Source organism: Pedobacter arcticus A12, from assembly GCF_000302595.1.
Classification (GTDB): domain Bacteria; phylum Bacteroidota; class Bacteroidia; order Sphingobacteriales; family Sphingobacteriaceae; genus Pseudopedobacter; species Pseudopedobacter arcticus.
This window is the reverse complement of sequence record NZ_JH947126.1, coordinates 159,893-185,517: the sequence shown is the minus strand read 5'-3', so window position 1 is coordinate 185,517 and position 25,625 is coordinate 159,893. Positions and strand designations below refer to the sequence as shown.

Here is a 25,625-nt window from a genome sequence, read left to right as displayed (position 1 = left end):
AAGTCAACTGTTCGGTTTATAAAACAATTTTATACATTGGGACGTTCAACACATTATAGAGAAAGGTTTTATTATGGAAGCTAAATTTTCACCAAGAGTCAAAGACGTAATTTCTTACAGTAGAGAAGAAGCTTTAAGGTTAGGTCACGACTATATTGGCACAGAGCACTTATTACTCGGCTTGATTAGAGAAGGAGATGGAATGGCGATAAAGATTTTAAAATCTTTAGGTGTTGATACTTCTAAACTACGTAGGGCAGTGGAAGACGCTGTAAAAGGCAATTCTGGAACTACGGTTAATTTAGGGAATATCCCATTGACCAAACAGGCAGAAAAAGTTTTAAAAATCACTTACTTAGAGGCGAAAATCTTTAAAAGTGATATTATAGGTACAGAACATTTATTGCTTTCTGTATTGAGAGAAGAAGACAATATTGCTTCACAGATTTTAGCGCAGTTCAATTTGAATTACGAAACTTTTAAAGCAGAAGTGGAACACAATAAAGACGGTTTCAGAGATGAGCCTTCTAACTCTGCAACTGAAGGAGACGATTTTAGAGATGATGACGCTTTCACAGCTCCGAAAAAGGTTTCTGATATCAAATCCAAAACACCGGTTTTAGATAATTTCGGAAGAGATTTAACCAGGATGGCGGAAGACGGAAAGTTGGATCCAATTGTTGGTCGCGAAAAAGAAATTGAGCGTGTTTCTCAGATTTTATCTCGTAGAAAAAAGAACAATCCAATTTTAATTGGTGAGCCGGGTGTGGGTAAATCTGCCATAGCAGAAGGTTTAGCTCTGAGGATTGTACAGCGTAAAGTATCGCGTGTTCTGTTCAATAAAAGAGTAGTTACGCTTGATTTAGCTTCTTTGGTGGCTGGTACAAAATACCGTGGTCAGTTTGAAGAGCGTATGAAAGCCGTGATGAACGAGTTGGAGAAATCTCCAGATGTGATTTTGTTTATTGATGAAATCCATACCATTGTTGGTGCTGGCGGTGCTTCTGGTTCTTTGGATGCGTCCAACATGTTTAAACCAGCTTTGGCAAGAGGAGAAATTCAATGTATTGGTGCAACAACTCTAGATGAATACCGTCAGTACATTGAAAAAGATGGTGCATTGGATCGTCGTTTCCAAAAGGTAATGATTGAGCCTGCAACTCCAGCAGAAACTACAGAGATATTAAACAGAATTAAAGATAAATACGAAGATCACCACGGGGTAACTTATACCGACGAAGCAATTAACGCTTGCGTTAACTTAACTTCTAGATATATTACCGACCGTTTTTTACCTGATAAAGCAATTGACGCTTTAGATGAGGCTGGATCGCGTGTTCACTTAACTAATATTCATGTTCCGCAAGATATCATTGATATTGAGGAGAAGATTGAATTGATAAAAGTTGAGAAAAACCGTGTAGTAAAAAGCCAGAAATACGAGGAAGCAGCAAAGCTAAGGGATACAGAGAAAAACCTTTTAGAAGAGTTAGAGACCGCAAAAGTAGCTTGGGAAGCGGAAACAAAAACAAAACGCTATACCGTTACGGAAGATAATGTTGCTGAAGTGGTTTCCATGATGACTGGTATTCCTTTGCAACGCGTTGGGCAAACTGATAGCGCTAAGCTTTTGAACATGTTCGATAAAATCAATGAGAAAATCATTGGTCAGGATGATGCGATTAAGAAATTAACCAAAGCCATCCAAAGAACAAGAGCAGGGTTAAAAGACCCTAAAAAACCGATTGGTTCTTTCATCTTTTTAGGTCCCACAGGTGTTGGTAAAACTGAATTGGCTAAAGAGTTAGCAAGGTTTATGTTTGATTCTGATGATTCTTTGATTCAGATTGACATGAGTGAATACATGGAGAAATTTGCGGTTTCACGTTTAGTTGGAGCGCCTCCGGGATATGTAGGTTACGAAGAAGGCGGACAATTAACAGAGAAAGTTCGTAGAAAGCCTTATGCAGTAATTTTGTTAGATGAGATTGAAAAAGCGCATCCAGATGTGTTCAATATCTTATTACAAGTTTTGGATGAAGGCCAATTAACAGATTCTTTAGGTCGTAAAGTCGATTTTAGAAATACAATCGTAATTATGACTTCTAATATTGGTGCTCGCCAGTTGAAAGATTTTGGACAAGGAGTTGGTTTTACAACTGCTGCAAAAAGTTCACAAACCGAGAGCCACAGTAGATCAGTAATTGAAGGTGCTTTGAAAAAAGCATTTGCTCCAGAGTTTTTGAATAGGGTAGATGATGTAATTGTTTTCAACTCGCTACAAAAAGAAGAAATCTTCAAAATTATTGATATCGAGCTAAAAGCGTTGTTTGGTAGGGTGCAGACTTTAGGTTATCAGATTAAACTGACTGATGAAGCAAAAGAACATATTGCAGAAAAAGGTTTCGATCCGGCTTTTGGAGCAAGACCGTTGAAGAGAGCAATCCAAAAATTCTTAGAAGATCCAATTGCAGAGGAAATTCTTAAAGGCGAACTATCCGAAGGAGATACAATGGAAGTTGGCTTTGACAAAGAAAAAGAGGAGATTACTATCGTTGCCAAAACTGCTAAGAAAAAGAAGAAAAAAGAAGAAGAGAAGGAAAGTGGTGCTGAGTAAATAAAATTTGATTAATTTTTTAAAAGCTGTTTCGATTTAAAAATTGAAGCAGCTTTTTTTGTTTTTAACGTTGCGTCATCTCGACGATAGGAGAGATCTGCCAGTTCTTGAGTACACCTTAGGATTCAACGTCCGTGGTTTAAAGAAAAGTCGGTTGTCATTACATTATGGATGGAAATATGCAGACTCTCGGTTAATTTAGAAAACAATGACCTACCTTCTTTCAGAAAAAAACAAATATGTCTTTATCTTGGCTTCTTTTTTGGAGTAAATCAGCCAAGGCTATTTTACCTTTTATCACATATTTCAGTTTCAAGATGAGAAAATTATTCCCTTTATTTATTCTATTGTTAGCCTTAGGTGCTTGTAGCCAAAAAATTAAACCATCAGCGGTGGAAGTAGAAAACCAAAAGTTTGAAGGTGCAGTGGCTGGCCGTGAAAATTATTATGCGATTTATCAGTTAGATACCGACGAGCCTAAAACGGTAGAGAAAGCAATCAGAAATATTAATAATGCACTTACCGATCCAAGATTGACAGGGAAAGTTAAGATTGAGATGGTCGCTTTTTCTGCAGGAACTAAGGTAATGTTGAAAGGAAGTATTTACGAGGCGGCTTTGAAAGATTTATTGAAAAAAGGGGTGATTATTGTTCAGTGCAATAATTCTCTGGCAGAGCAAGGGTTAAACCGTAATCAGCTATTATCTTTTATTGGTGTTGTTCCAAGCGGAAACGGGGAACTGATTATTAGAAATGCGCAAGGTTGGGCGATAATTAAGCCGTAGATTTGCCTACACACACAGCCTTGCCTGCCCTCAGCCGGGCAATGGTAGTGACTTTTTTACAGAAAAAAGTAACCAAAAACTGTAGCCTGCGGAATTTGCTATGAAAGGCAGTGGTTTTACTTCTTCATCACAACCGCAAATTCCAAGGGCGAATTAAAGCTTAATAATTAATGTCAGGGCTTTGATTGGATAATACGGAAGCTATTTAGGCGGTTTTAGTCAACCTCCCCAGATAATTATCATTCAAATTTTGGTAAACCACCTGTAATTCCCATCCGCATTCTTTGGCCACTTTTCGCATAGTCCATTCATCAATGTAAAGCCAGGAGAACCATTCCCCTTTTTCGTCTTGGTATTCGTATTGGTAATCGGTTTCGCCATAATAAGGTTCGGCGGTGCGATCCAAATCTTCATATAAATAGGCAACATCCGAGGAATCGAATAAAATTTGCCCACCAGGATTTAAAAGCGTTTCTGCGTGTTTTAAGAAAAGCTTCAAGTCATCAATATAACCACAGAAACCAATGCCATTCATCATCAGCAAAAGCGTATCAAACTTTTCTGCGCTATACTTCATTACATCCGCACAAACCACTTTTTCTACGCCACGTAGCTTCATCACCTCACAGGCACCTTCCGAAATATCAATTGCTGTAACCTCAAAACCTTTTTGTTGCAAACAAAGTGCATGGTTTCCACTACCGGCACCTAAATCTAAAACTTTTCCTTTGCATAAGTTTAAAGCAATGGTTTCCGCTTCGGGCATATCCTTTTCTTCGCGAAAAAACATCGGAATAGGGTAGTCCTCCGCCTCGCCATAATGGTTGTGGAGCAATACTTCCAAATCAGTTTTTCCGTTGTAGAAATCTTTTAATATTGTACCGTAGAGGTCTTTTTGGAACATCTTTTTTGTAAACTGAAGGTTGTAAGTTATAGGTGATAAGTTTTAAGAAGTAGCAAGTATCAAGTAGAAGGTAAAAATTAAGTATCGAGTAGAAGTTTAATGTCTTGTTACTCGATACTAGTTACTTATAGTTACTTAATCTCTTCCTCCACGCTTCCGCAACTCATCATTTTGCTTCCGTAATAAGGATTTTGGATTTTATTTTCGCTTGCCAACCAGTAACCTCCGTTATTGTCATTAGCCATTGGGCAATATTGCTTATAAACCACGCCACTTTCCAATTTAGATTTACGAAAAGTATCAGCTAACTCGTTCGATAAATTGCTAAACTGAGCTCTTTTCGCTGTCAAATCTTTAGCACTAACCATTCCTTTGATAATTTTTGACTCGATACCAGCATCTTTTATCGCTTTTGAAAGCATTTCTGCACCAACTGTAGCTTCCTTATTATCCTCGTTAACCAAAGCGGTTTTTAAGTGAATGTAATGCTGATAAACTTCGTTCACTTTTGCATCGGCAAATTTAGGATTGTTTTGAGCTTGTTCGGCAGAAGTCTTCGTGTTTTCTGCGTTGGTGTTGTTTGCTGACGGATTAGTACAAGCGTAAGCACTGTAAATCATTCCGGTAAGGGCTAAACCCAAGATGTAATTTTTCATTTGATATTTATTTAAGGTTTTAATTAATTGTTCTTTCCTGTTCTTAATTTGTATTCACTTTCTAAAAGATAGGTGCCACTGATCACCAGCTCTTCATTTTTTGTTAAACTGTCTTTTAACAACACGTCATTCTTGTTTTCCGAAGCAATTTCAACAGTTTTACGCACAAACCCATGTTCTTGTTTTACCCAAATGTAAACACCATTTTCTGTACGGATGACTGCGTTAACGGGCAAAGTTAGCGCATCTTTATGAGTATTGCTATTTAATATAACACTCGCTTTCATTCCGGGGAAATATTGCTGATTTGCGTTGGCAATGCTTGTCCGTAAGGTGATAATTTGAGTATTGCTGTTTAATTGGGGACTTAAAAACTCCACTTTTGCTTGATGCTGGTTTCCGTTAATGTTAACCGTTATAGCTGAGCCAATTTTAACAGCCTTCGCTTCTTGCGGATATGAATCTGCTTCTATCCAAACTTTGTCTAGGTTTTCTAAAGTAAAAACCGGTGTTCCCTCGATCAGATATTGTCCTTCGGTAACGGAAATTCCTGTGATTATATCAGTTTTTTGGGCATAAACCGTGATATGCGCCTGTTGCGAATGATTTTTTATACGGTCAACATCGTTGTTGCTTAACCCATACAATTGGAGTTTGCTTTTACTGGCTTCCGCTAGCTTTTTGTAAATACTTTCTGACGGAAATTCTGCTTGTAGCTTTTTGTTTAATAGGTATTCTTTCTGTAAAGCCAATAATTCCTCGCTATAAACTTGATACAAAGGTGTGCCTTTTTTAATGCTTGCGCCGATTTCTTGCTGATAAAGTTTATCCACCCGACCTTTAAAACGGCTGGAAATTACCGAGTTACTTTCTGGATTACTAACCACTCGGGCGTTCAATAGAATAGTGTTTTGGTAAGCACCCAAAACCATTTTCTGCGTTTTGATATTGGCCAACCTAATTTGGTTTTCATCCAAGATGATTTCATCGGTGTCGGTGTCTTGAACTTTTACTAAGTCCATCCCACAAATGGGGCAGGAGCCCGGTTGGTCTTCCACAATCTGCGGATGCATAGGGCAGGTGTATTTTACCTTTTCCGTTGCGTTTTGCGCTTGTTTTTCTTTATTCGAGTTGCCACAAGAAGACAAAAAGAAAGAGACAAGAACTATAATTATACTAATGGTACTTTTCATTTGCTATTAATAAAGCTTTCGCTGTCGATTAAATAACTGGCGTTCGCCGCGATTTCATCGCCACTTGCCAATCCTTTTTTTACTAAAATATTATCACCGGCTTTCGCCGAAACTTGGACTTCCATAGGTTTTAAGCTGTTTTCTATTTTGATATAAACGAGGCTTTTCTCTCCCGATTGATAAACCGCCTGTTGAGGAATCCAAAGTCCGCGGATGGGTGAAGCTGTTGAGGTGGCTTTAGCCAGTTCACCTATTTTATAATGATGCTTTTGGTTGTTAAGCACCACCCGAATTACTTTGTAATTTTGGTTGTTTTTAAAGAAAGGCTGTATAAAATCGACCTTGCTCTTGATGGATTGTCCGTTGATATTTAGATTCAAAGCAGTGCCAACTTTTAGCCATTCACTTTCTAAAGTGTTAGTGTAAAACTCAGCCCATAAGTTGCTATTGTTAAAAACTTTAAATAATAAATCGCCACTGTTTATGTACTGACCTTCTTTAATGTTCAAAGGCGTATTGGCCGACTGAAAACCACCTTCATTACTTGCATCTGGGTTTAATAGATAACCATCATAATTGCTATAAATATTAATGGTGTAATCTGCTTTTCCGCTTTGCAAAATTTGGTTGATTTGTTGAGTAGAAACTCCCAACAAACTCAATTTCGTTTTTGTTTTATTCAGCAAGTCGGTATCATTTTGTGATTTTAAATAAAGCATTTCCTGTTGTATCGCTACCAAATCTTCGCTATAAACTTTGAGTAAAAGTTGTCCTTTTTTTACCGGTTCAAAGTTGTACTTCACAAAACTCTTTTCAATCCTCCCGCTTACCCTTGCCGAAATGCTTTTTACCTGATTGGTGTTATAGGTCACGGTTCCATCCAAAGCAATATCAGGACTGTATAAGACGTCTTTTACCACCATTGTTACTGTGGCGTGTTCCGGATTATTTCCTATCGCTAAAATGCTATCTGCCGAGTGTGTTGCTTGGTGCTGCCCACGGATAGGCGTTAAATCCATCCCACAAATGGGACAGCTTCCCGGTCCATCTTCCACAATCTGCGGATGCATGGAGCAGGTGTATTGCTGATGAGTCTCTGCTTTCTTCGAATCAGAATTACAGGCGGAGACAGAGATTAAAGTAAACAAAAAGATTAGCTTACAGTAGTGAGTATTGAGTAGTGAGTAGTGAGATTTAGCTCGTCTAAAAAAACTATCCTTAGGCCCAAAATTATTCAACCGTTCAAAGCCACCAAGCAAATCTCTTGGTTCTCGATACTTGCTTCTTGATTCCACTAAGCGACCTAAAAGGCTATCGCTCCACATTCTTTTCATATTCCACATACATTTTAAAATAATCGTTATACAAATTGAGGTAATCGATCTGGCTATCATTTATATCCTTCCAGCTATTCAGCACCGCACTTAAATCCGTTTTGTTTTCCTGATAATTGAGCATCATCACTTCATAACTTTTTTGAAAAGAAGGTAAAATATGCTTTTGGTAAGTTTCCAGCTCGGTACTCATGTGCTCCAAATGCTGTTCGTAGCTCTTGATCATCCCTCGGAGTTTGCTCTGCAGGTTGTCTTTTTCCAATTGCATTGAATTTCGTTCAAATTCATTGGCTTTAAGCTTGCTTTTGTAGCTTTTTGCTGACCAAGGAGCTATTGGAATGCTTATGCCTGCCATTAAGGAATATTCGTTCGGCATCATGTTATTGTAGGTAATCATGTGGTCAAATGAAATATTAAAACTCGGTTTGCTCTCGCTCGTAATCATCTTGTTTGCCAGTTGTAGGCTGTTGATTTGCGCTTCGGTTTCTTTCATCACACTTCTATTCGCAACAACCGAATCAATGTCTTCCACTAGATAATGATTCATCACCAAAGCCGTATCAACTTTTATCTGACTGTTATAAGGGTTGTTCATCAATACGTTCAATCTTATTTTTCCGATATGTGCATTAGCAAGTGCGGTAGTCAGTTTGTTGTTAGCTTCATAAATCTTACCGTCTAAACTATAAATTTGTGCTAAGTCAGCTTTGTTATAAGTGTAACGAATGTTGGAAACCTTCTTCAAGGTGGTTAAAATCTCTATGTTTTTATTGATAAAACCTGCTTTCTTTTCTTCCAAAACCACTTCGTAATAGTAGGAGCGAGCCAGCGCTTTCAACTCATTTAAGTTATTGGTTTTTTTAGCTTTGGTAATCGTCGATTGAACGGCTAGGTAAGCTTTTTCACTTTCGCTTTTACTTCGATTTAGGATTTCTTGCTCCGCGCTAATCATCAAAGCACCGCTACGCATATCGCGATCTCTGCTGAAATTATTATAAGGTGTCATGTTTGTTCCTACACCAACCATCGGTGCTTTCCATGCACCGGCACCGGCTACCAGTGCATCTTGCTGTTTTACTTGCTCATCGTAAATTTTAAGTTCGGGATTGTGGATTTCAACGGCTTTTAAAACCGAATCTATCGAGATTACATCCTGCGCAAACAGCCCTAAATGTGCCACCAGCATCAGCGGAAGCGTTATAAATATTTTTTTAATGTACAGCATCTAACACCTCCATTTTTCCAAATTTTTTAAGCTCATATTCTTTGGTCATTAAAAAGATAAGCGGGGTAACTAATAAAATATGTGTGGATGAGGTTAAAACGCCACCAATCATCGGTAAAACGATGGGAACCATCACATCACTCCCAACGCCAGTGCTCCATAAAACGGGAATTAACCCGAATAGTGCCACACAAACGGTCATAATTTTTGGTCGCAAACGTTTAGAAGCTCCCATAATCACATACTCTTTAATGTCTTCTTTGGTGATGGTTTCTCGGCTATTCCCTTTTTCTTTCACCAATTGTTGCATGGCATCATTGAGGTAAATCACCATCACTACACCAGTTTGAACAGCAATTCCAAACAAAGCAATGAAACCGACTGCCACAGCGATAGACAAGTTAACTCCATAGAAATAAACTAATAAAGCTCCGCCAATTAAAGCAAAAGGTATGGTAACCAAGCTTAGGAATGCTTCCCGGATAGAATTGAATGCCAAGTAAAGCGCTAGGAAAATAATCACCAGCACAAAAGGCAAAATGAGCAACAAGGTTTTCTCGCCACGGATTAAATTTTCATATTGTCCGCTCCATTCTACAAAATAACCTTTCGGTAATTTAAGTTCTTTATTAACGTGGTTTCTAGCATCACTTACAGTGCTTCCTAAATCGCGGTCACGCACATTAAACATCACTGCACCTCGTAATAAAGCATTTTCTGAAGTAATCATTGGCGGACCATCAGTGAAAGAAAAGTCAACTACATCAGAAAGCGGAATAATTCCTGCATCTGGCGAACTGATAGGAATTCGCTTTAGTTTAGCAACGCTGTTTCGGTAATCCTCACCCAAACGGACGGAAATTCCAAAACGTTCCCTGCCTTCAATGGTATTGGTAAAAGGCACTCCGCCAATGGCAGATTCTACTACCTCATTAATATCTTTTACCGTTAAACCATAGCGAGTTAAGGCTTCTCTGTTAATGTCAGCATTCAGGTATTTTCCTCCGGTTACAGGTTCTACATAAAGGTCTTTAATACCATCTATTCCCGTTAGTTTTTCTTTGATCTGCTCTTCAACTTTAGCGATTTCTGTTAAATCCTGACCGTAAACTTTAATACCTACATCGGTACGGATTCCGGTAGAAAGCATGTTGATACGGTTGATGATAGGTTGCGTCCATCCGTTAACCACACCAGGGATTTGCAGTTTGGCATCCAGCTCGTCTACAATCTTTTTCTTAGTCATTCCCTCACGCCATTGGCTTTTTGGCTTCAGCTGAATGATGGTTTCAATCATGCTGATCGGAGAGTTGTCCGTGGCAGTATTTGCCCTTCCAGCTTTTCCTAGCACTTGTTCAACTTCTGGCGTTGATTTGATGATTTTATCCTGTACCTGCAAAATTCTTTTGATCTCCGAGTTGGAAACATCTGGCAATGTCACCGGCATAAATAGGATAGATTGTTCATCCAGTGGAGGCATAAACTCTCTTCCTAAGCTAAACAACAATGGAATGCTGATGAGCAAAGCCACAATATTTACCCCGAGGGTAGTTTTTCGGTGCTTTAAACAGGCTTTGATGGTAGGCTCGTAAATACGCTCTAAAAACCTGTTGATGGGATTATGATCGTCGGGTCTGAAATTCCCTTTCATAAAAAAGGAAATTAAAACAGGTGCCAGCGTAATCACCAATAAGGCATCTACTATTAAAATAAAAGTTTTAGTGTAAGCTAAGGGATGAAAGAGTTTTCCTTCTTGTCCGGTTAATAAAAACACAGGCAAAAACGAAGCGATTATGATAACCGTAGAGAAGAAAACCCCGCGAGAAACCTGCTTACAAGCTCTTTCAATAATGGTTAAACGTTCCTGATTATCGAGTTTAACGAAATCCTTTTCGGAACTTTTCTTAAATATATTCTTCATGTTATTCCGATTTAGAGTTTAATTCTGCCTGACGAACAGACAACTGTTTATAAGCGTTCTCCGACATGATGATGCCATTATCCACAATTACCCCAATAGCTAGCGCAATCCCTGTTAAAGACATAATATTTGAACTGATATCGAAAGCATTCAGTAGGATAAAGCTCGCCGCAATGGTAATTGGAATTTGGATAATGATGCTGATGGCACTTCGCCAGTGTAACAGAAAAAGAAAAACTATCAAAGAAACCACAATCATTTCCTCAATGAGTGTATTCCGTACACTGCTGATCGCTTCCTTAATCAATCCGCTTCTGTCATAAACGATGTTGAATTTTACGCCGTCGGGCAAGCCCTTTGCAACTTCTGTCATTTTAGCTTTTACCCGCGTGATGACCTCGTCAGCATTTTCTCCAGAACGCATCACCACAATTCCGCCCACGGCTTCACCTTCGCCGTTTAAATCAAAAATCCCTAAACGGCTATCGCCCACCATTTGCACATTGGCGATGTCTTTTATTTTAATAGGGATGGACTGGTTGGTTTGAATGGCCAGATTTTCGATTTCTTGGATAGATTTGAGGTAACCCGATGTTTTAATGATATAACCCATATCGCTGAGCTCGAATTTTCGCCCTCCAGCTTCGTTGTTATTGTTGTTTACAGCATCCATCACTTGGTTGATTCCAAGTTTGAAATAGCTCAGTTTATTAGGGTCAATGCTAATTTGATATTGCTTTTGGAAACCACCGAAAGAAGCAATTTCACTTACGCCATCCACATTTTGCAAGGCAAACTTTACGTACCAATCTTGTAAAGCCCGCTGTTCACCCAAATCCATCCCTTGGGTATCTAAAGTGTACCATAGGATATGTCCAACGCCTGTTCCGTCTGGACCTAAAGTAGGAGCGACACCTGTTGGCAACGTATTGTTGACCGTACTCAGTTTCTCCAAAACGCGAGAGCGAGCCCAGTAAGGGTCAACATTATCTTTAAAAATCACGTAGATAAAGCTCATCCCAAACATAGAGTTTGCCCTTACGTATTTCACTTTCGGTATGCCCTGCAAACCGGTAACTAACGGATAGGTAATTTGGTCTTCAATAATCTGGGGGCTTCTGCCTTCCCACTCGGTGAAAACAATCACTTGGTTTTCGGATAAATCTGGAATAGCATCGATTTTATTGGTTTGTACGGCAAAAACGCCAAATCCAAAAATCACAACTGCTACTAAAAGCACCAGAAATCTATTTCGAAGTGATAATGAAATCAGTTTCTCAATCATCAATAAAAAAAATAAATAAAAAATGGATTAGCTTGAAATAGTCAAGCTTTAGAATTTAAAGGGAAGAAAGGGAAATTCTAATTACGGAATTGCTGTAGCAAGATGTACAAACCTTGCTTTAATAAAGGGAATAAAGATATTTCTGCACCCTCGTCTTTTTCTTTTTCACAGTCTTGGTTATTATTAAACAGACTGATGAAATAATGGTTGATAAAAGTAAAGGTTTTAGCAAATAGCGATTGGTCTTTTTCTTTTGCGACAGAAATTTTGGCATCCGTTTTTGCAACGATATGCGTGTTTTGGCAGCAGTTGTCTATTTCTTTAATAGAGGTGGTTTTTGAATCTAGGTCGCAATTTTCTTTTGCAGTAGTAGATTCCATACCACAATTGTGGTTGTTTTGGTTAAATGAAACGTTTTGTAAATCGCCAGCGCAATAGTGTAAGTTCACAGCCATCCCAGATGAGGTGATAAATACCATCATAGAAAGCAACAAAACTATACCTGACTTAATTTTTTTCATTCTTCACAAAATTAAAATATTTTTATGTAAAAGCCTAAAACAATAAAAATGTTACTTTATGATGTTTAATGTCTACTGTATTGGTTCAAAAATGTTTTTGTTTATATTGGAACAGTTTAAAAATTAGTCAATTTACTATGTTAACCCCAAATCAACATAACGATTCAGAGAAAACTAGGCTATTAAGTTTACTGTCCGAAGTGCGTAAGCTCCAAAAAGATATGGGTGGCTATATTGAGCATTATTACCATACCGAGGATACGATCATCATTAAATTAACCAATGGTGTTTTAAAAATTAAAGAAGCTTTTATAGAACAATATCCCAATGCAGACACAAAGCTTGACATTCCAGAAATAAAGCGACTAGCCGAAAGTTTTATAGTTTCTACGATTGTTTGACTTATATAACAAACATTTCACAATTTTTTAAATAATCTTCATTCACATCTGCACCAATTCCAGTTGTTTGCGGCAAAGTCATTTCGTAATTATGATAGCCCAAACCACCAACTATCGGGTCAACCAAATGTCCAAGTAAGCTAGTGTCTAAATCAAAATGATTGATTTTTTTGCAGGCAAAAGCAAAATGTAAACAAGCTGTTGCCGCTAAACGACTTTCCAGCATTCCGCCAATCATACAGGGGATATTATTCATCGTAGCTGTGTGGTAGATTTTTAATGCCTCGTTTATCCCACCAGATTTTGCCAATTTAATATTTATCATATCGCAGGCATTATTGTTAATCAAACGTCTGGCGTCGTGGTGATTATAACAACTTTCGTCAGCCATAATTTTAATGGGCGAACGTTTAACCAGCTCCGGTAATTCATCATCGAACCATGTACGCATAGGTTGCTCGCAAAAATCTATCTTATATTTATTGAGCTCGTTTAAACCTAATAAAGCTTCCTCAAAGGTCCAGCCTTGGTTTGCGTCTAACCGCAGTCGCGTTTTATCACCAATAACTTCTCTAATTTTAGCTACTCGTTTTAAATCATCTGTTAAGTTTTTACCTAGCTTTATTTTAATAATAGTGGCTCCATTCTTTACAAAATCTTTGGCTTTTGTTGCCATTATTTCGGGTTCATCAATCCCTACAGTAATATCCGTTAATGCTTTTCTTATCTCGCCTCCTAAAAACTGATACAGCGGAAGCTTTGCATGTTTCGCAGCGATATCATACAAAGCCATATCAAAAGCACTTTTACAAGTCGAGTTGAAAGCCGTAAATGCATTCAATTCTGCTAATCGTTTATCAATAGCCAATGGATCTTTGCCTATCCAAAGCTTTGCGAAATCCTGAGCCATTTTTAACATGGTCTCTTGCGTTTCACCCACAATCATTGGGAAAGCAGATGATTCACCGACTCCAATTATACCTTCGTTTGTGTAAACTCTAATGAAAAGGTTTTGGGCAAAGTCCATGGTTCCTGTTGCAATGGCGAATGGCTCCATAGGAATACTAAAGCGATAAATGTGGATATGGCTAATTTTCATAAACTAAATTTAGTATTTTTTTCAAAATATCGTGACAATTCGCAATTCTAGAAAACCCATCTTTACAAAAAACAAAAACATGGCAAATCAACTCAAAAACTCATCCTCTCCATACCTGCTACAACACGCAAATAACCCCGTTAATTGGCATCCTTGGGGTAAAGAAGCGTTGGACAAAGCCAAAGCGGAAAAAAAGCTCATATTGGTGAGTATCGGTTATTCGGCTTGCCATTGGTGCCATGTAATGGAGCATGAAAGTTTTGAAAGTGAGGAAGTCGCCCAACTAATGAACCGTTTTTTTGTGTGTATAAAGATTGATAGAGAGGAACGTCCCGATATTGACCAGATTTACATGACCGCAGTGCAGTTAATGACTGGAAGCGGAGGCTGGCCCTTAAACTGTTTCTGTTTACCAGATCAACGTCCTATTTACGGTGGAACTTATTTTCCTAAAAAAGATTGGATGAATCTGTTAACTAATTTAGCGCATTTTTATGACACCAAACCCGATGAAGCCGAAGGATATGCCGTAAAACTGACCGAAGGAATCAAACAGTCTGAATTACTAACGCTGGTTACCACAGAAAGAGATTTTACCAAAGAAGATTTATCGGAGATTTTGGAGCCTTGGAAAATGTTATTTGACTTTACAGAAGGCGGACATAACCGAGCACCTAAATTTCCAATGCCCAATAATTGGAGCTTTTTAATGGAAGCTGCTCATTTGTTAAAAGATGAAGCAGCGCATGTAATTGTGCGCTTAACGCTAGATAAAATGGCTGCAGGTGGAATTTACGATCATCTGCGTGGTGGTTTTTCTCGGTATTCCGTGGATGGAAAATGGCACATTCCGCATTTTGAAAAGATGCTTTATGATAACGGACAGTTAATGTCGCTTTTTGCGGATGCTTATAAATGGTGCGGAGAAGAACGCTATAAAGAAGTGGTTTATGAAACCTTTGATTGGCTGAAAGCAGAGATGACCTCGCCTGAAGGAGGGTTCTACTCGGCGTTGGACGCAGACAGTGAAGGCGTAGAGGGTAAATTTTATACTTGGGATAAAAAAGAAATCGATGAAATTTTAGGGGAAGATGCTTTATTGTTCAATACCTTTTATGAAGTAAGTGAAGATGGCAATTGGGAAGAGGAGCACATCAACAATTTGTGGGTCAGGAAAGAGAAAGCAGATGTTGCAAATGCTTTTAACATCAGCGAAGCAACACTGGCTAACAAACTGGCGCAAGCAAAAGAAAAACTACTAACTGTTAGGAATAAAAGGATTCATCCTGGTTTGGATGATAAAATTCTGACTTCGTGGAATAGCTTGATGCTAAGCGGTTTGTGCAATGCTTATCAGGCTTTTGCCGATGAACAGTTTTTGGAATTGGCTTTGGAAAACATCAAGTTTTTAGAAGAAAAAATAGTAAAGCCTAAGGGTGGTTTATATCGCAATTATAAAAATGGTAAAGCGACTATTAACGGCTTTTTAGATGACTACGCTTTATTTATCCAGGCGCTGATCAATATTTACGAAATAACTTTTGACGAAGCAAAATTGCAACAAGCCAGAGAACTAACAGATTTTGTGTTGGATCATTTCAGAGATGACGAATCGGGAATGTTTTTTTATACTTCTGATGAGGATGAAGCTTTGATTGCCAGAAAGTATGAAGTATTGGATAACGTAATTCCAGCTTCAAACTCCGTAATGGCTCATAACTTAAAGAAACTTTCTTTGCTTTTTGATAACCAACGCTATCACAATATATATAAGCACATGCTGAAAACTGTAGCTCCAAATATCAAAAGCTACGCTTCTGGCTATTCCAATTGGGCATCGTTGTTGCTGCAAGAAGTGACAGGAAGCTTCGAAATTGCAATTACGGGCGATGATTTTGCTGAAAAACGTAAAGAATTAGAAAAACTTTACATTCCTAACAAGATTATTTTGGGAGGTAAGCAAGGAAATTTACCTTTGTTGCAAGACAAGTTTGTTGGCGAAACCAGAATTTTTGTTTGTAAAGATAAAAGCTGTAGGCTGCCGGTGAGCGATGTGAGTGAAGCAATTAAACAAATTTTTGAACAGAAGCCATAAGGGTTTCGCAATTACCAACACATGAAGATTGATAATAACCACGTAGTATCATTAACCTATGATTTACACGTAACAGAAAACGAAGAAAAAAAACACGTAGAAAGTGCAACAACAGAAAATCCATTGGTATTTCTTTACGGAGTAGGGATGATGTTGCCAAAGTTTGAAGAGCATTTAACAGGTTTATCAACTGGCGATAATTATGCATTTACATTAAGTGCTGCAGATGGTTACGGTGAATATGATGAAAAAGCTGTTGCTCCACTTCCAAAAGATATGTTTGGGGATCAACCTTTACCAGAAGTTGGCGCTATTTTACCTTTACAGGATAATAACGGTGGACAATTCCAAGGTAGGGTAGTCTCTATTGCAGAAGATGCTGTTTTGGTTGATTTGAATCACCCAATGGCCGGCCACATATTACATTTTAACGGAACTATTCAAGATGTTAGACCAGCAACTCAAGAAGAGTTGGATCACGGTCACGTACATGGTGAAGGTGGTCACCAGCACTAATATTATTTGATCTTACGAAGAGCATCTTCCCAAACGGAAGGTGCTTTTTTGTTTCGAATGTTTTCTACCACCCCGCCATGTCGAGGATACGAGACATCTCACTGGCGAGGTTTGCGTATAATACGTAACACCTGTTTGTGTGATGTTTCACTATCGTTCAACATGACGAAACGTTAAGTTAATCCTCACGTAAATCAAAAAAAGAACCCTAAGGTTAACAAACAATTCCTTTTTTATGTCATAATTTGTTATTTATCAACAATGTTTTGGTAAATAAATAAATCTCTACTAATTTAGTAGAGTAAAATTTAAAATAAATAATTATGTTAAGATTAGGAGACGTTGCACCAAATTTTAAAGTGAAAACCTCATCTGGTGAAGTGGATTTTTATGAATATTTAGGAGACAGCTGGGGCGTATTATTTTCGCATCCTGCAGATTATACTCCTGTTTGTACAACTGAGTTAGGTAGAACTGCGCAATTAAAGCCAGAGTTTGACAAAAGAAATGTTAAAGTAATGGCATTGAGTGTTGATTCGGTTGAATCTCACCAAGGTTGGATTAAGGATATTAACGAAACACAAAATTGTGTGGTTAATTTTCCAATCATTGCTGATGAGAGTAAAGAAGTTGCAGAAGCTTATGGTATGATGCACCCAAATGCATCAGCTACGTTTACTGTGAGGTCCTTATTTATAATTGCGCCAGACAAAACCGTTAAATTGATTATTTCTTACCCTGCATCTACCGGAAGAAACTTTGATGAGATTATTCGTGTTATTGATTCATTGCAGTTAACTGCTTACCATAGTGTAGCTACTCCTGCAGATTGGAAAGACGGAGAAGACGTAGTAGTGTCTCCAGCTATTAAAACGGAAGACATCGCGGCAAAATTTCCGAAAGGATTTACGGAGATAAAGCCATATTTAAGAATGACTCCGCAGCCAAATAAATAATTTGCACTGTAGTTAATTTAAAAAATATTTTATATTTGGGTTATATTATAATTCTAAATATCAATATTTTATGAAAAACGGTACCGTTAAATGGTTTAATGCCCAAAAAGGTTTTGGTTTTATTATTTACGAGGGTAAAGACATCTTTGTACATTTTAAAGATGTTGAAGGTGGTGTAAATGCTATCAAAGACAATGACGAGGTAGAATTTGAAGTTGCTGACGGTCAAAAAGGCCCGCAAGCAGTGAATGTAAAGAAGATATAATCAAATTATCAAAAGGGGATCAAAAACCGGTTCAAGAAATTGAGCCGGTTTTTTTGTGGACTTTAATTATACCTGATTATGGATGTGATTTTACAGAAAGATTTAGATAGCGTTGATTGATTGAGGAATACTCCCGAAACCTCTCTTTATAACTAAAAATTTAAAAAGAACCGGACGTTGCAATTCTGCATGCATCAATTAACTAAAATATAACCGTAAACAGGAATGTTTCTGTTTAATTCCGATATGCAACATTCTATAATACCCAGTCTTTATTTTACCTATCAGCCAACTTGGTTTACTTAAATACTAAGCATCCTAAAATCCAATCCTTAATAATCAATCTCCTGTTGCGCCAACTCTTTTACGTCTGTTCGCCATTCATAACGTTGCGTACGTAACTGAGGCTCAAAGCCAGCGTCTTTTATAGAATCTTGTATACCGTTAGATGTGAAACGATGGGGAGCGCCTGCAGCACTTACAACATTTTCTTCAATCATGATAGATCCAAAATCGTTTGCGCCAGCGTGTAAACAGATTTGAGCAACCTGCTTGCCAACCGTTAGCCAAGAAGCTTGTATGTTTTTAATGTTTGGTAACATAATACGGCTAAGAGCAATCATTCTAATGTATTCGTCGCCACTTACGTTATTGGTAATTCCACGTACTTTTTTAAGCAAGGTTCCGTCGTCCTGAAAAGGCCAAGGAATAAATGCAATAAAGCCGTAATTTCCTTCCGGTTTTTCGCTTTGAACTTCACGAATCCAAATCAAATGCTCAAAACGTTCTTCTATAGTTTCGATATGTCCGAACATCATGGTTGCAGAAGTTGGTATATTAAGCTGATGTGCAGCTCTCATTACATCTAACCACTCCTGCCCGCCACATTTCCCTTTAGAGATCAACCTGCGCACACGGTCGTTCAAAATTTCTGCACCAGCCCCAGGAAGTGAATCTAAACCAGCTTCTTGCAATGCTTTAAGCACCTCATAGTGACTCCTATTTTCCAGTTTTGCAACGTGAGCAATCTCTGGCGGCCCTAATGCGTGAAGTTTAATAGTTGGGTATAATGATTTAAGTTCCTTAAATAAATCTGCGTAAAACTTAAGTCCTAAATCTGGGTGGTGTCCACCCTGCAAAAGCAATTGGTCACCTCCAAATTTTATGGTTTCTTCTATCTTTATTTTATAACTTTCAATATCTGTGATGTAGCTTTCGTCATGCCCTGGTCTTCTGTAAAAATTACAGAATTTGCAGTTTGCAATGCAAACGTTCGTAGTATTTACATTCCTATCAATTTGCCAAGTTACTTTTCCATGTGGAACCTGAATTTTTCTTAGCTCATTGGCAACGTACATTAACTCCGGAGTAGAAGCGTTATGATAGAGGTAAAGGCCTTCCTCTAAAGTTAAAAACTCAAAGTTGAGTGCCCTATTTAATAGCTCAGGAATATTCATAGCCAAAAATACAGCTAATTTTTAATTTTGTTTGTTTTGCTTGGGTACATTTTAAAATGCTGACTTAGTTTTGATTTTAAAACGCTTGAGTTGTTAAGGTAGGAGGAGCGTAAATGCCAAATTTAAACGTATTGTGCGATAACCAGAAACACCAAACTCACCACAATAGCCAATATCCAAAACAATCGGTTTTCGTTGTTCTTGTTTCCACCTTTAAAGGAGTAATGTCTTTTATTGCCAAATAAATCCATTTTTATTCGTGGTGATAAGGTTCGCCTTTTAATATGGTAAATGCTCGGTAAACTTGTTCTGCAAAAAACAGCCTAATCATCTGATGAGAAAACGTCATACGGGATAACGACAATTTATAATGTGCTCTTTGGTAAATAGAATTATCAAAACCATAAGGTCCGCCAATTAAAAACACCAAATTCGGTACGCTTCCAATCATTTTTTTGTTCAGCAAATCTGCAAAATGCATTGAGCTCAGTTCCACGCCACGTTCGTCTAAAACAATTACTTCATCAGTGGAATTAATATGTTTAAAAAACAGCTCTGCTTCTTTAGCTTTTTGCTCGTCTTGACTTAAATTTTTGGTTTTTTTTAAATCGGGAATAATTTTGATCTCAAATTTAATATAATGCTTTAAACGGTTGAGGTACTTGCCAATTCCTTCAATAATGTAGGCATCATCTGTTTTTCCTATAGCTATTAAAGTAATTTTCATTGCGTTGCTGATTATGAACGAAGCTTAAAAATATTTAGTTTTCCGCAGGCTTGGTTTCGGTTGGGATATAAATAGGTTATCAAACAAAAAATGACAAGAATATATCTCGCTTTTTTGTAAAGATCTAAGAAAGTCGGAGTTTAACTAACAGTGGTGTCTCTAGATTCTAAAGCGCTTTTTACAGCTTCTAAAATCACATTAGGGTAAATTGGCTTGTTTATAAAATCATAAGCCCCCATACGTATTAACTCTGCAGCCAAATTAGTATCACCAAAACCACTCACAATAATCACAATCAGCTCTGGATAATCAGACTTTATACGTCTTAAAATTTCTCTTCCGTTGGTGTCCTCTAACCTGAAATCACTCAATACCAAATCAAAGCTTTCGTTTTCTAAATACTCAAAAGCTGTGGCACCACTTTCCGCAATAACAGTTTGATATCCGTTTTTTGTTAGAAATTTAGACATGATTAAGCATATTCCAATCTCGTCGTCTATAATTAAAATCTTCTGCATAATGGATTAGCCAAAATCTAAATATTTTACAATTCTTAATCAATAAAAGTAACTAATTATTTCAAAGGTTTAAAACAGATTTCTAAATATTTTCACTTGAATCCATTTTTCTGTGTTTTTCGACCAAATTGGCTCTTATAAGTATCCAGAACTCGCTTTTAATGAAAAAAATAATCAGCCCAATCTTTTTAAAAAGATTTAATTTGTTATTGTTCTTGCCGACTAAAACGGTTTGAATTTACAGATTATTATACTGTTGGAAATTATTAAGCATTAGATTTACTATTTCCATATTTTGGTGTTATAATTGCACTTATTTGAATTATATCAATAAATAAAATCATGATCAAAGTAAATTTTAAAACCATTGTTCTTGCATTAAGTTTGTCGCTTGTTGCCCTATTTTACTCTTCTTGTAAGTCTAAAAAGCCAGTAGTTAAACCTCAAGAAGAAATTGTTGAAGTTGCGCCACCTGCAAAACCAGCAGAGCCTGTTAAAGAGGTTGATACTGATGGAGACGGAGTGCCAGATTCAATAGATGAATGTCCCGAGGTTAAAGGCGACGCATCAAACAACGGTTGCCCCAAAGAAGAAATGAAGGTTTACGATTATAAGAACATTCAATTTGAATTTAATTCATCAGTACTAAAAACATCTTCATACGCAGTTTTAGAAACAATAGCTCAACAAATTAAAACCTCCGGAAAAACTAAATTTTTAGTGAACGGACACTCGTCTGCCGAAGGTACAGAACAAAGGAACATGGCACTTTCTGTTGATAGAGCTAATGCGGTTAAAGCGTACTTAGTAAACAACGGAGTTGCATCTAGCCGTTTAATTACCAAAGGATATGGAGAGGCACAGCCTGTTGCTGATAATGCTACCGAAAGTGGAAGAGTTTTAAACCGTAGAGTTGAAATAACTCCCGAAAAATAAAACAAACATTTTATTTTATACTTTTATAACCGTTGGATCAATCTCCAGCGGTTTTTTTTATCCCATTTTTATCATGATTCATCAACCAATAGATCAGCAATCTTTAAAACAACAATTACAACTTGAAATAGATGGCTTAAAGCGTAAAATAAATCTTTATTCGTACTTACGTTTGGGTGTATTTGCGCTTGCTGTATTACTAGCTTATTTGTTTTTTAACGATGGATTAATAGCATTGGCTATCATTGGTTTTTTGATGATTGTCGCATTTTTAATCTTGATAAAAAAGCAGGTCAATTTTCAGAATATTTATGATTTTACCCGCACAAAGCTTGAGCTCACAGAAAATGAAATTCAACTTAGATTAGGTGGAGTGAATATTTATCCAAACGGAAGTGAATATCAGAATCCGCAACACGCTTATACCGATGATTTGGATATATTTGGCGATTTTTCACTGTTTGCATACATTAACAGAAGTGTAACTAAAAGTGGTAAAACAACCTTGGCTTCATGGTTAAAAAAGGCATCAACTAAAAATATAATTGAAGGTAGGCAAAACGCTATAAAAGAGCTAACTAATTATTTTTCGGAGCTATTAAATTTTAGAGCTAGATTATTCAAATTAGATACCAACCAAGCCATAAGAATTGAAGCTTTCTTTCTAGATTATCTACCAAAAAATATTGATTTTATTTCTTCAAAACCAATCACCATCGGAGTAACGGCACTCACCGTTTTAAATGTTGTTTTATTGTTTCTAGCGATATTTATAGGAGGTATATTTTGGAGTCTTTTAGGGTTTGGTTTACTGTTTAGTGGAGTGTTTTATTTTATGTACAAAGCAAAAATAGATCACCTGCATGAAAATATTGGAAGTAGTGTTGATGTATTAAAGGGTTATGCTCCCAACATCAAGTGGATTGAAGAAGTAACTTGGACGAGCGAGTTATTAAAGGAAAAACAGCAGTCGATTTTAACCAAACAGCCTCTTCATTTACAAATTGCTGAGCTGGCTAAGATCTTGAACTCATTAAACGCCAGACTTAATCCAATTGTGGGGATATTTTTAAACCTATTTTTTCAGTGGGATTTGCGCTGTTTACAGCGATTAGCAAAGTGGGAGCAGACCAATAAAACAAACGTTATTAAAGGTATTGCGCTTATTGGCGATTTTGAAGCGTTAATAACTTTCGCAACTTTAAATATGAATCATCCAGCTTGGACGGTTCCTAACATTAAAGAAAGCTACTGTTTTTCTGCAGAAGAGCTTATGCATCCTTTAATAAAGCCAGAACACAGCGTTTCTAATAACTTTCATTTAGCACAAAACATTACAATAGATGTAATTACAGGTTCAAATATGGCAGGAAAATCTACGTTTTTACGTAGCGTGGGTACCAATATGGTGCTTGCTTTCGCAGGTGCAAATGTTTGCGCTCAACATTTTGAATCCTCTATCTTTAATTTGATCAGTTACATGCGAATCAAAGATTCACTAGCAAGTCAAACTTCAACCTTTAAGGCAGAGATTGATCGTTTAAAAATGATTTTGGACCATACAAAAGCAGACAGATATGCATTCGTTTTGGTCGATGAAATGCTGAGAGGCACAAACAGCAGAGATAAATACTTAGGCTCTAAAGTTTTTATAAAAGCACTAATTAAACAAGGAACACCCGGATTTATAGCCACTCATGATTTACAGATTGCGGAATTGGAATCGGACTTTCCAAAACAGCTGAGAAACTTCCATTTTGACATCCAAATTAAGGATGAGGAAATGTATTTTGACTACAAGATTAAAAACGGCGAATGTAAAACTTTTAACGCCTCTATTCTGTTAAGTGCAATAGGTTTAAACATTAACGAATCGGTTTAAAGCGACCAGTTTCTCTGTTTTTATCAAGATAAATAACCTCATCAATCTGGCAGTTTTTTTGTTAATTAGAGATTGCTATAATCATAGAAATGAACAATAAATCAAAAAAAATAGACAAGCTAAGAACGTTGATTAATGAAGTAAACGTTGCAATGCTCAACTCTTTAAAGGCGAATGGAGAATTTTATAGTCGCCCGATGAACACGATGGAGCTTGATGACGATGCAAATCTATACTTCTTTTCTGACGAACATACACCCGATGAGCATGATGTCGCGATCAATAATAACGTATCTGTAACCTACACCAACCCAGAAAACAATACGTACATCGCTTTAAGCGGAAGGCTATACTTGGCTCATGATCAGGATAAAATTGAGCAACTTTGGATACCCGCAATGAAAGCATGGTTCCCGAAAGGCAAAACCGATCCTCGCCTCACACTAATTAGGGTTGAGGTATTAAAAGCAGAGTATTGGGATAGTTCTGCAAGTGATATGGTTGTGCTTTTTAACCTCATAAAGGCTATTGTTAAAGGCGAAACCTATAGCGAAGGTAATCATGAAGAGATAGATTTCAAGAAATCGTAAAAAAAAGAAAACTCAACATTTGAAACATAAAAACAACATGAAAAAAGTAAAAATCTTGGCGACGCTAAATCTTTTGATTTATGTAATTGCATTTGCAGTTTCTAATTTAAGTCAGCTTGGAATATTTGGTGGAGGTACAAATAAGGATATTTCTGACAAGTATGACACCGTTTTTACACCGGCAGGTTTAACATTTGCTATTTGGGGCGTGATATATCTTTCTTTATTTGGCTTTGCGATTTACCATCTCGTTAGGGCATACAAGGATGACATCCATGCTGACGCAAATCAGGATATCCTAAAAATAGGAAATCTCTTTATCATCAATAACATAGCAACCACTTTCTGGGTTTTCGCTTTCACGTACGAATACCTTTTTACGTCCATGTTGCTCATTATCATTCAGCTGATTACTTTGATCAAAATCTTTATTAATCTTAATCTTTTTGATAACGATAAAACATTCACTAATAAGCTGTTGACGCAGTTTCCTTTAACCATTTACTTCGCTTGGTTATGCGTGGCCAACATCGCTAATATTTCTGTTTACCTAGTTTCAAAAAATTGGGACGGCTTCGGAATCGATCCTAGTACTTGGGCAATGCTGATGATCGTGATAACTGTGTTACTATCGATTTTTATAATCACTGTAAAGAAAAACCCATTTTTTGGCTTGGTGGTAGTTTGGGCACTTTACGGCATTGTTTTAAAAAGAACAGCCGTTGACGAAACAGTTTTCGCTAATGTAATTTTAACTGCCTGGATTGGTTTTGGAATAGTGGCTGTATTAACTGTATTTCAATGGTACAAAATAGCAACCTATAAGAAACATCAGTTGAATGCTTAAAATCGCGTTCGATCCCATTTACGCTCATCCTTTACCAGTTGGTCATCGTTTCCCGATGTTGAAGTACGAATTAATTCCGTTACAGCTAAAACACGAGGGAATAATCATTGACGAAAACTTGTTTTCACCGGCGATCTGTGCCGAAGAATGGGTTTTACTAACCCACGATGCAGATTACTGGCAGAAACTAAAAAACATAAACCTTAGTTACCAAGAAGAAAAGCGCACAGGTTTTCCGCTAAGTGCTAAATTGATAGAAAGAGAACTGCGGATTGTCAAAGGCACAATTGACGGTTGTGACCATGCCATTGCAAACGGCGTTGCTTTTAACGTAGCAGGCGGAACACACCACGCTGGCAGTAACTGGGGCGAAGGTTTTTGTTTGTTGAACGACCAAGCAATAGCTTGTAATTATTTGCTAGCTAATAAATTAGCTTCTTCTATTTTAATTATTGATTTAGATGTTCATCAAGGAAATGGAACGGCTCAAATTTTCGAAAACAACCCAAACGTTTTTACTTTTTCCGTCCACGGAGCTAATAACTTTCCTTTCAGAAAAGAGAAATCTGATTTGGATATTCCTTTGCCAGATGGGGTTGGGGATGAAACGTACTTAGCGCTTCTGGCTCAACAACTTCCGCAATTATTTGATCAGGTTAAACCCGATTTTGTGTTTTTTCTTTCTGGAGTTGATGTGCTGGAAACAGATAAATTAGGTAAACTTGCACTCAGTTTAAAAGGATGTCAGCAAAGAGATCAAATGGTTTTTGAAGCATGTTATCAACGTAAAATACCTGTACAGGTGAGTATGGGAGGTGGTTATTCTGCCGATATAAAACTTATTGTTAATGCACATTGCAACACTTTTAAAACGGCACACCAAATTTATTTTTAA

At 37.3% G+C, this 25,625-nt stretch carries 24 protein-coding genes; 12 read left to right on the top strand and 12 right to left on the bottom strand.

The annotated features are described in order from the left end of the window. Positions 1-73 precede the first annotated feature (73 nt). Both B176_RS0107655 and B176_RS0107650 read left to right on the top strand, forming a co-directional pair. Positions 74-2,617, top strand: coding sequence for an ATP-dependent Clp protease ATP-binding subunit (locus tag B176_RS0107655; protein WP_017258210.1), 2,544 nt, complete (start codon positions 74-76; stop codon positions 2,615-2,617). Positions 2,618-2,934: 317 nt separating this feature from the next. Beyond that, the gene (locus B176_RS0107650; RefSeq protein ID WP_026063221.1) at positions 2,935-3,402 is read left to right on the top strand and encodes a DsrE family protein; all 468 of its coding nucleotides are present in this window, start codon (positions 2,935-2,937) and stop codon (positions 3,400-3,402) included. 205 nt (positions 3,403-3,607) lie between these two features. Here the strand turns inward: B176_RS0107650 and B176_RS0107645 are convergent, their stop codons facing one another. From B176_RS0107645 to B176_RS0107610, 8 genes are all read right to left on the bottom strand, one after another. After that, entirely contained in the window at positions 3,608-4,306 is a 699-nt protein-coding gene (locus B176_RS0107645) for a class I SAM-dependent methyltransferase (protein WP_017258208.1), read from the bottom strand. Positions 4,307-4,437: 131 nt separating this feature from the next. Further along, positions 4,438-4,962 (bottom strand): DUF3347 domain-containing protein, encoded by a 525-nt coding sequence (locus B176_RS19200; protein WP_017258207.1) that lies wholly within the window; start codon positions 4,960-4,962, stop codon positions 4,438-4,440. 23 nt (positions 4,963-4,985) lie between these two features. Further along, positions 4,986-6,155: an efflux RND transporter periplasmic adaptor subunit gene (locus B176_RS0107635; RefSeq protein ID WP_017258206.1), complete on the bottom strand. Its 1,170-nt coding sequence runs from the start codon at positions 6,153-6,155 to the stop codon at positions 4,986-4,988. After that, positions 6,152-7,489, bottom strand: a complete 1,338-nt coding sequence (locus B176_RS0107630; protein ID WP_161603016.1) for an HlyD family efflux transporter periplasmic adaptor subunit — start codon at positions 7,487-7,489, stop codon at positions 6,152-6,154. Before B176_RS0107630 ends, B176_RS0107635 begins: the two co-directional genes overlap by 4 nt. Continuing rightward, positions 7,467-8,714, bottom strand: a complete 1,248-nt coding sequence (locus tag B176_RS0107625) for a TolC family protein (protein ID WP_017258204.1) — start codon at positions 8,712-8,714, stop codon at positions 7,467-7,469. Before B176_RS0107625 ends, B176_RS0107630 begins: the two co-directional genes overlap by 23 nt. Further along, complete coding sequence (locus B176_RS21480; RefSeq protein ID WP_017258203.1) at positions 8,701-10,635, bottom strand: efflux RND transporter permease subunit; 1,935 nt, start codon at positions 10,633-10,635, stop codon at positions 8,701-8,703. Before B176_RS21480 ends, B176_RS0107625 begins: the two co-directional genes overlap by 14 nt. A 1-nt stretch (position 10,636) precedes the next feature. After that, positions 10,637-11,920 (bottom strand): efflux RND transporter permease subunit, encoded by a 1,284-nt coding sequence (locus B176_RS21475; RefSeq protein WP_017258202.1) that lies wholly within the window; start codon positions 11,918-11,920, stop codon positions 10,637-10,639. 77 nt (positions 11,921-11,997) lie between these two features. Next, positions 11,998-12,441: an HYC_CC_PP family protein gene (locus B176_RS0107610; RefSeq protein ID WP_017258201.1), complete on the bottom strand. Its 444-nt coding sequence runs from the start codon at positions 12,439-12,441 to the stop codon at positions 11,998-12,000. Between the two features lie 137 nt (positions 12,442-12,578). On the opposite strand from B176_RS0107610, the gene B176_RS19195 reads away from it, so the two are divergent. Beyond that, positions 12,579-12,842: a hypothetical protein gene (locus B176_RS19195; RefSeq protein ID WP_026063220.1), complete on the top strand. Its 264-nt coding sequence runs from the start codon at positions 12,579-12,581 to the stop codon at positions 12,840-12,842. Position 12,843: 1 nt separating this feature from the next. On the opposite strand, the gene B176_RS0107600 is transcribed toward B176_RS19195, so the two are convergent. Then, positions 12,844-13,941 (bottom strand): mandelate racemase/muconate lactonizing enzyme family protein, encoded by a 1,098-nt coding sequence (locus tag B176_RS0107600; RefSeq protein ID WP_017258199.1) that lies wholly within the window; start codon positions 13,939-13,941, stop codon positions 12,844-12,846. Between the two features lie 79 nt (positions 13,942-14,020). Here B176_RS0107600 and B176_RS0107595 point away from each other — a divergent pair, with 79 nt between their 5' ends. From B176_RS0107595 to B176_RS0107580, 4 genes are all read left to right on the top strand, one after another. Then, the gene (locus tag B176_RS0107595; RefSeq protein WP_017258198.1) at positions 14,021-16,036 is read left to right on the top strand and encodes a thioredoxin domain-containing protein; all 2,016 of its coding nucleotides are present in this window, start codon (positions 14,021-14,023) and stop codon (positions 16,034-16,036) included. 21 nt (positions 16,037-16,057) lie between these two features. After that, positions 16,058-16,552: an FKBP-type peptidyl-prolyl cis-trans isomerase gene (locus B176_RS0107590; RefSeq protein ID WP_017258197.1), complete on the top strand. Its 495-nt coding sequence runs from the start codon at positions 16,058-16,060 to the stop codon at positions 16,550-16,552. A 320-nt stretch (positions 16,553-16,872) separates the two neighbouring features. Continuing rightward, on the top strand, positions 16,873-17,508 hold the full coding sequence (locus B176_RS0107585) for a peroxiredoxin (RefSeq protein ID WP_026063219.1): 636 nt from the start codon (positions 16,873-16,875) through the stop codon (positions 17,506-17,508). Between the two features lie 70 nt (positions 17,509-17,578). After that, on the top strand, positions 17,579-17,773 hold the full coding sequence (locus tag B176_RS0107580) for a cold-shock protein (protein ID WP_017258195.1): 195 nt from the start codon (positions 17,579-17,581) through the stop codon (positions 17,771-17,773). 332 nt (positions 17,774-18,105) lie between these two features. Here B176_RS0107580 and mqnC read toward each other — a convergent pair whose 3' ends face one another. From mqnC to B176_RS0107565, 3 genes are all read right to left on the bottom strand, one after another. Next, a complete protein-coding gene (mqnC, locus tag B176_RS0107575; protein ID WP_017258194.1) occupies positions 18,106-19,230 on the bottom strand; it encodes a cyclic dehypoxanthinyl futalosine synthase in 1,125 nt (374 codons plus the stop codon). Positions 19,231-19,483: 253 nt separating this feature from the next. Next, complete coding sequence (gene rlmH, locus B176_RS0107570) at positions 19,484-19,957, bottom strand: 23S rRNA (pseudouridine(1915)-N(3))-methyltransferase RlmH (protein WP_017258193.1); 474 nt, start codon at positions 19,955-19,957, stop codon at positions 19,484-19,486. Between the two features lie 140 nt (positions 19,958-20,097). After that, positions 20,098-20,475: a response regulator gene (locus B176_RS0107565; RefSeq protein ID WP_026063218.1), complete on the bottom strand. Its 378-nt coding sequence runs from the start codon at positions 20,473-20,475 to the stop codon at positions 20,098-20,100. Between the two features lie 342 nt (positions 20,476-20,817). Here B176_RS0107565 and B176_RS0107560 point away from each other — a divergent pair, with 342 nt between their 5' ends. The 5 genes from B176_RS0107560 to B176_RS0107540 all read left to right on the top strand — a co-directional run bounded on the left by B176_RS0107560 (position 20,818) and on the right by B176_RS0107540 (position 25,625). Beyond that, complete coding sequence (locus B176_RS0107560; protein WP_017258191.1) at positions 20,818-21,411, top strand: OmpA family protein; 594 nt, start codon at positions 20,818-20,820, stop codon at positions 21,409-21,411. A 73-nt stretch (positions 21,412-21,484) separates the two neighbouring features. After that, positions 21,485-23,293 carry a MutS-related protein gene (locus tag B176_RS0107555; RefSeq protein ID WP_017258190.1) on the top strand — a complete coding sequence of 603 codons (1,809 nt, stop codon included), beginning with the start codon at positions 21,485-21,487 and terminating at the stop codon, positions 23,291-23,293. Positions 23,294-23,382: 89 nt separating this feature from the next. After that, complete coding sequence (locus B176_RS0107550) at positions 23,383-23,883, top strand: pyridoxamine 5'-phosphate oxidase family protein (protein WP_017258189.1); 501 nt, start codon at positions 23,383-23,385, stop codon at positions 23,881-23,883. 37 nt (positions 23,884-23,920) lie between these two features. Beyond that, positions 23,921-24,730, top strand: coding sequence for a hypothetical protein (locus B176_RS0107545; protein WP_017258188.1), 810 nt, complete (start codon positions 23,921-23,923; stop codon positions 24,728-24,730). After that, positions 24,723-25,625 carry a histone deacetylase family protein gene (locus B176_RS0107540; RefSeq protein ID WP_026063217.1) on the top strand — a complete coding sequence of 301 codons (903 nt, stop codon included), beginning with the start codon at positions 24,723-24,725 and terminating at the stop codon, positions 25,623-25,625. The genes B176_RS0107545 and B176_RS0107540 overlap by 8 nt, the downstream gene beginning before the upstream one ends.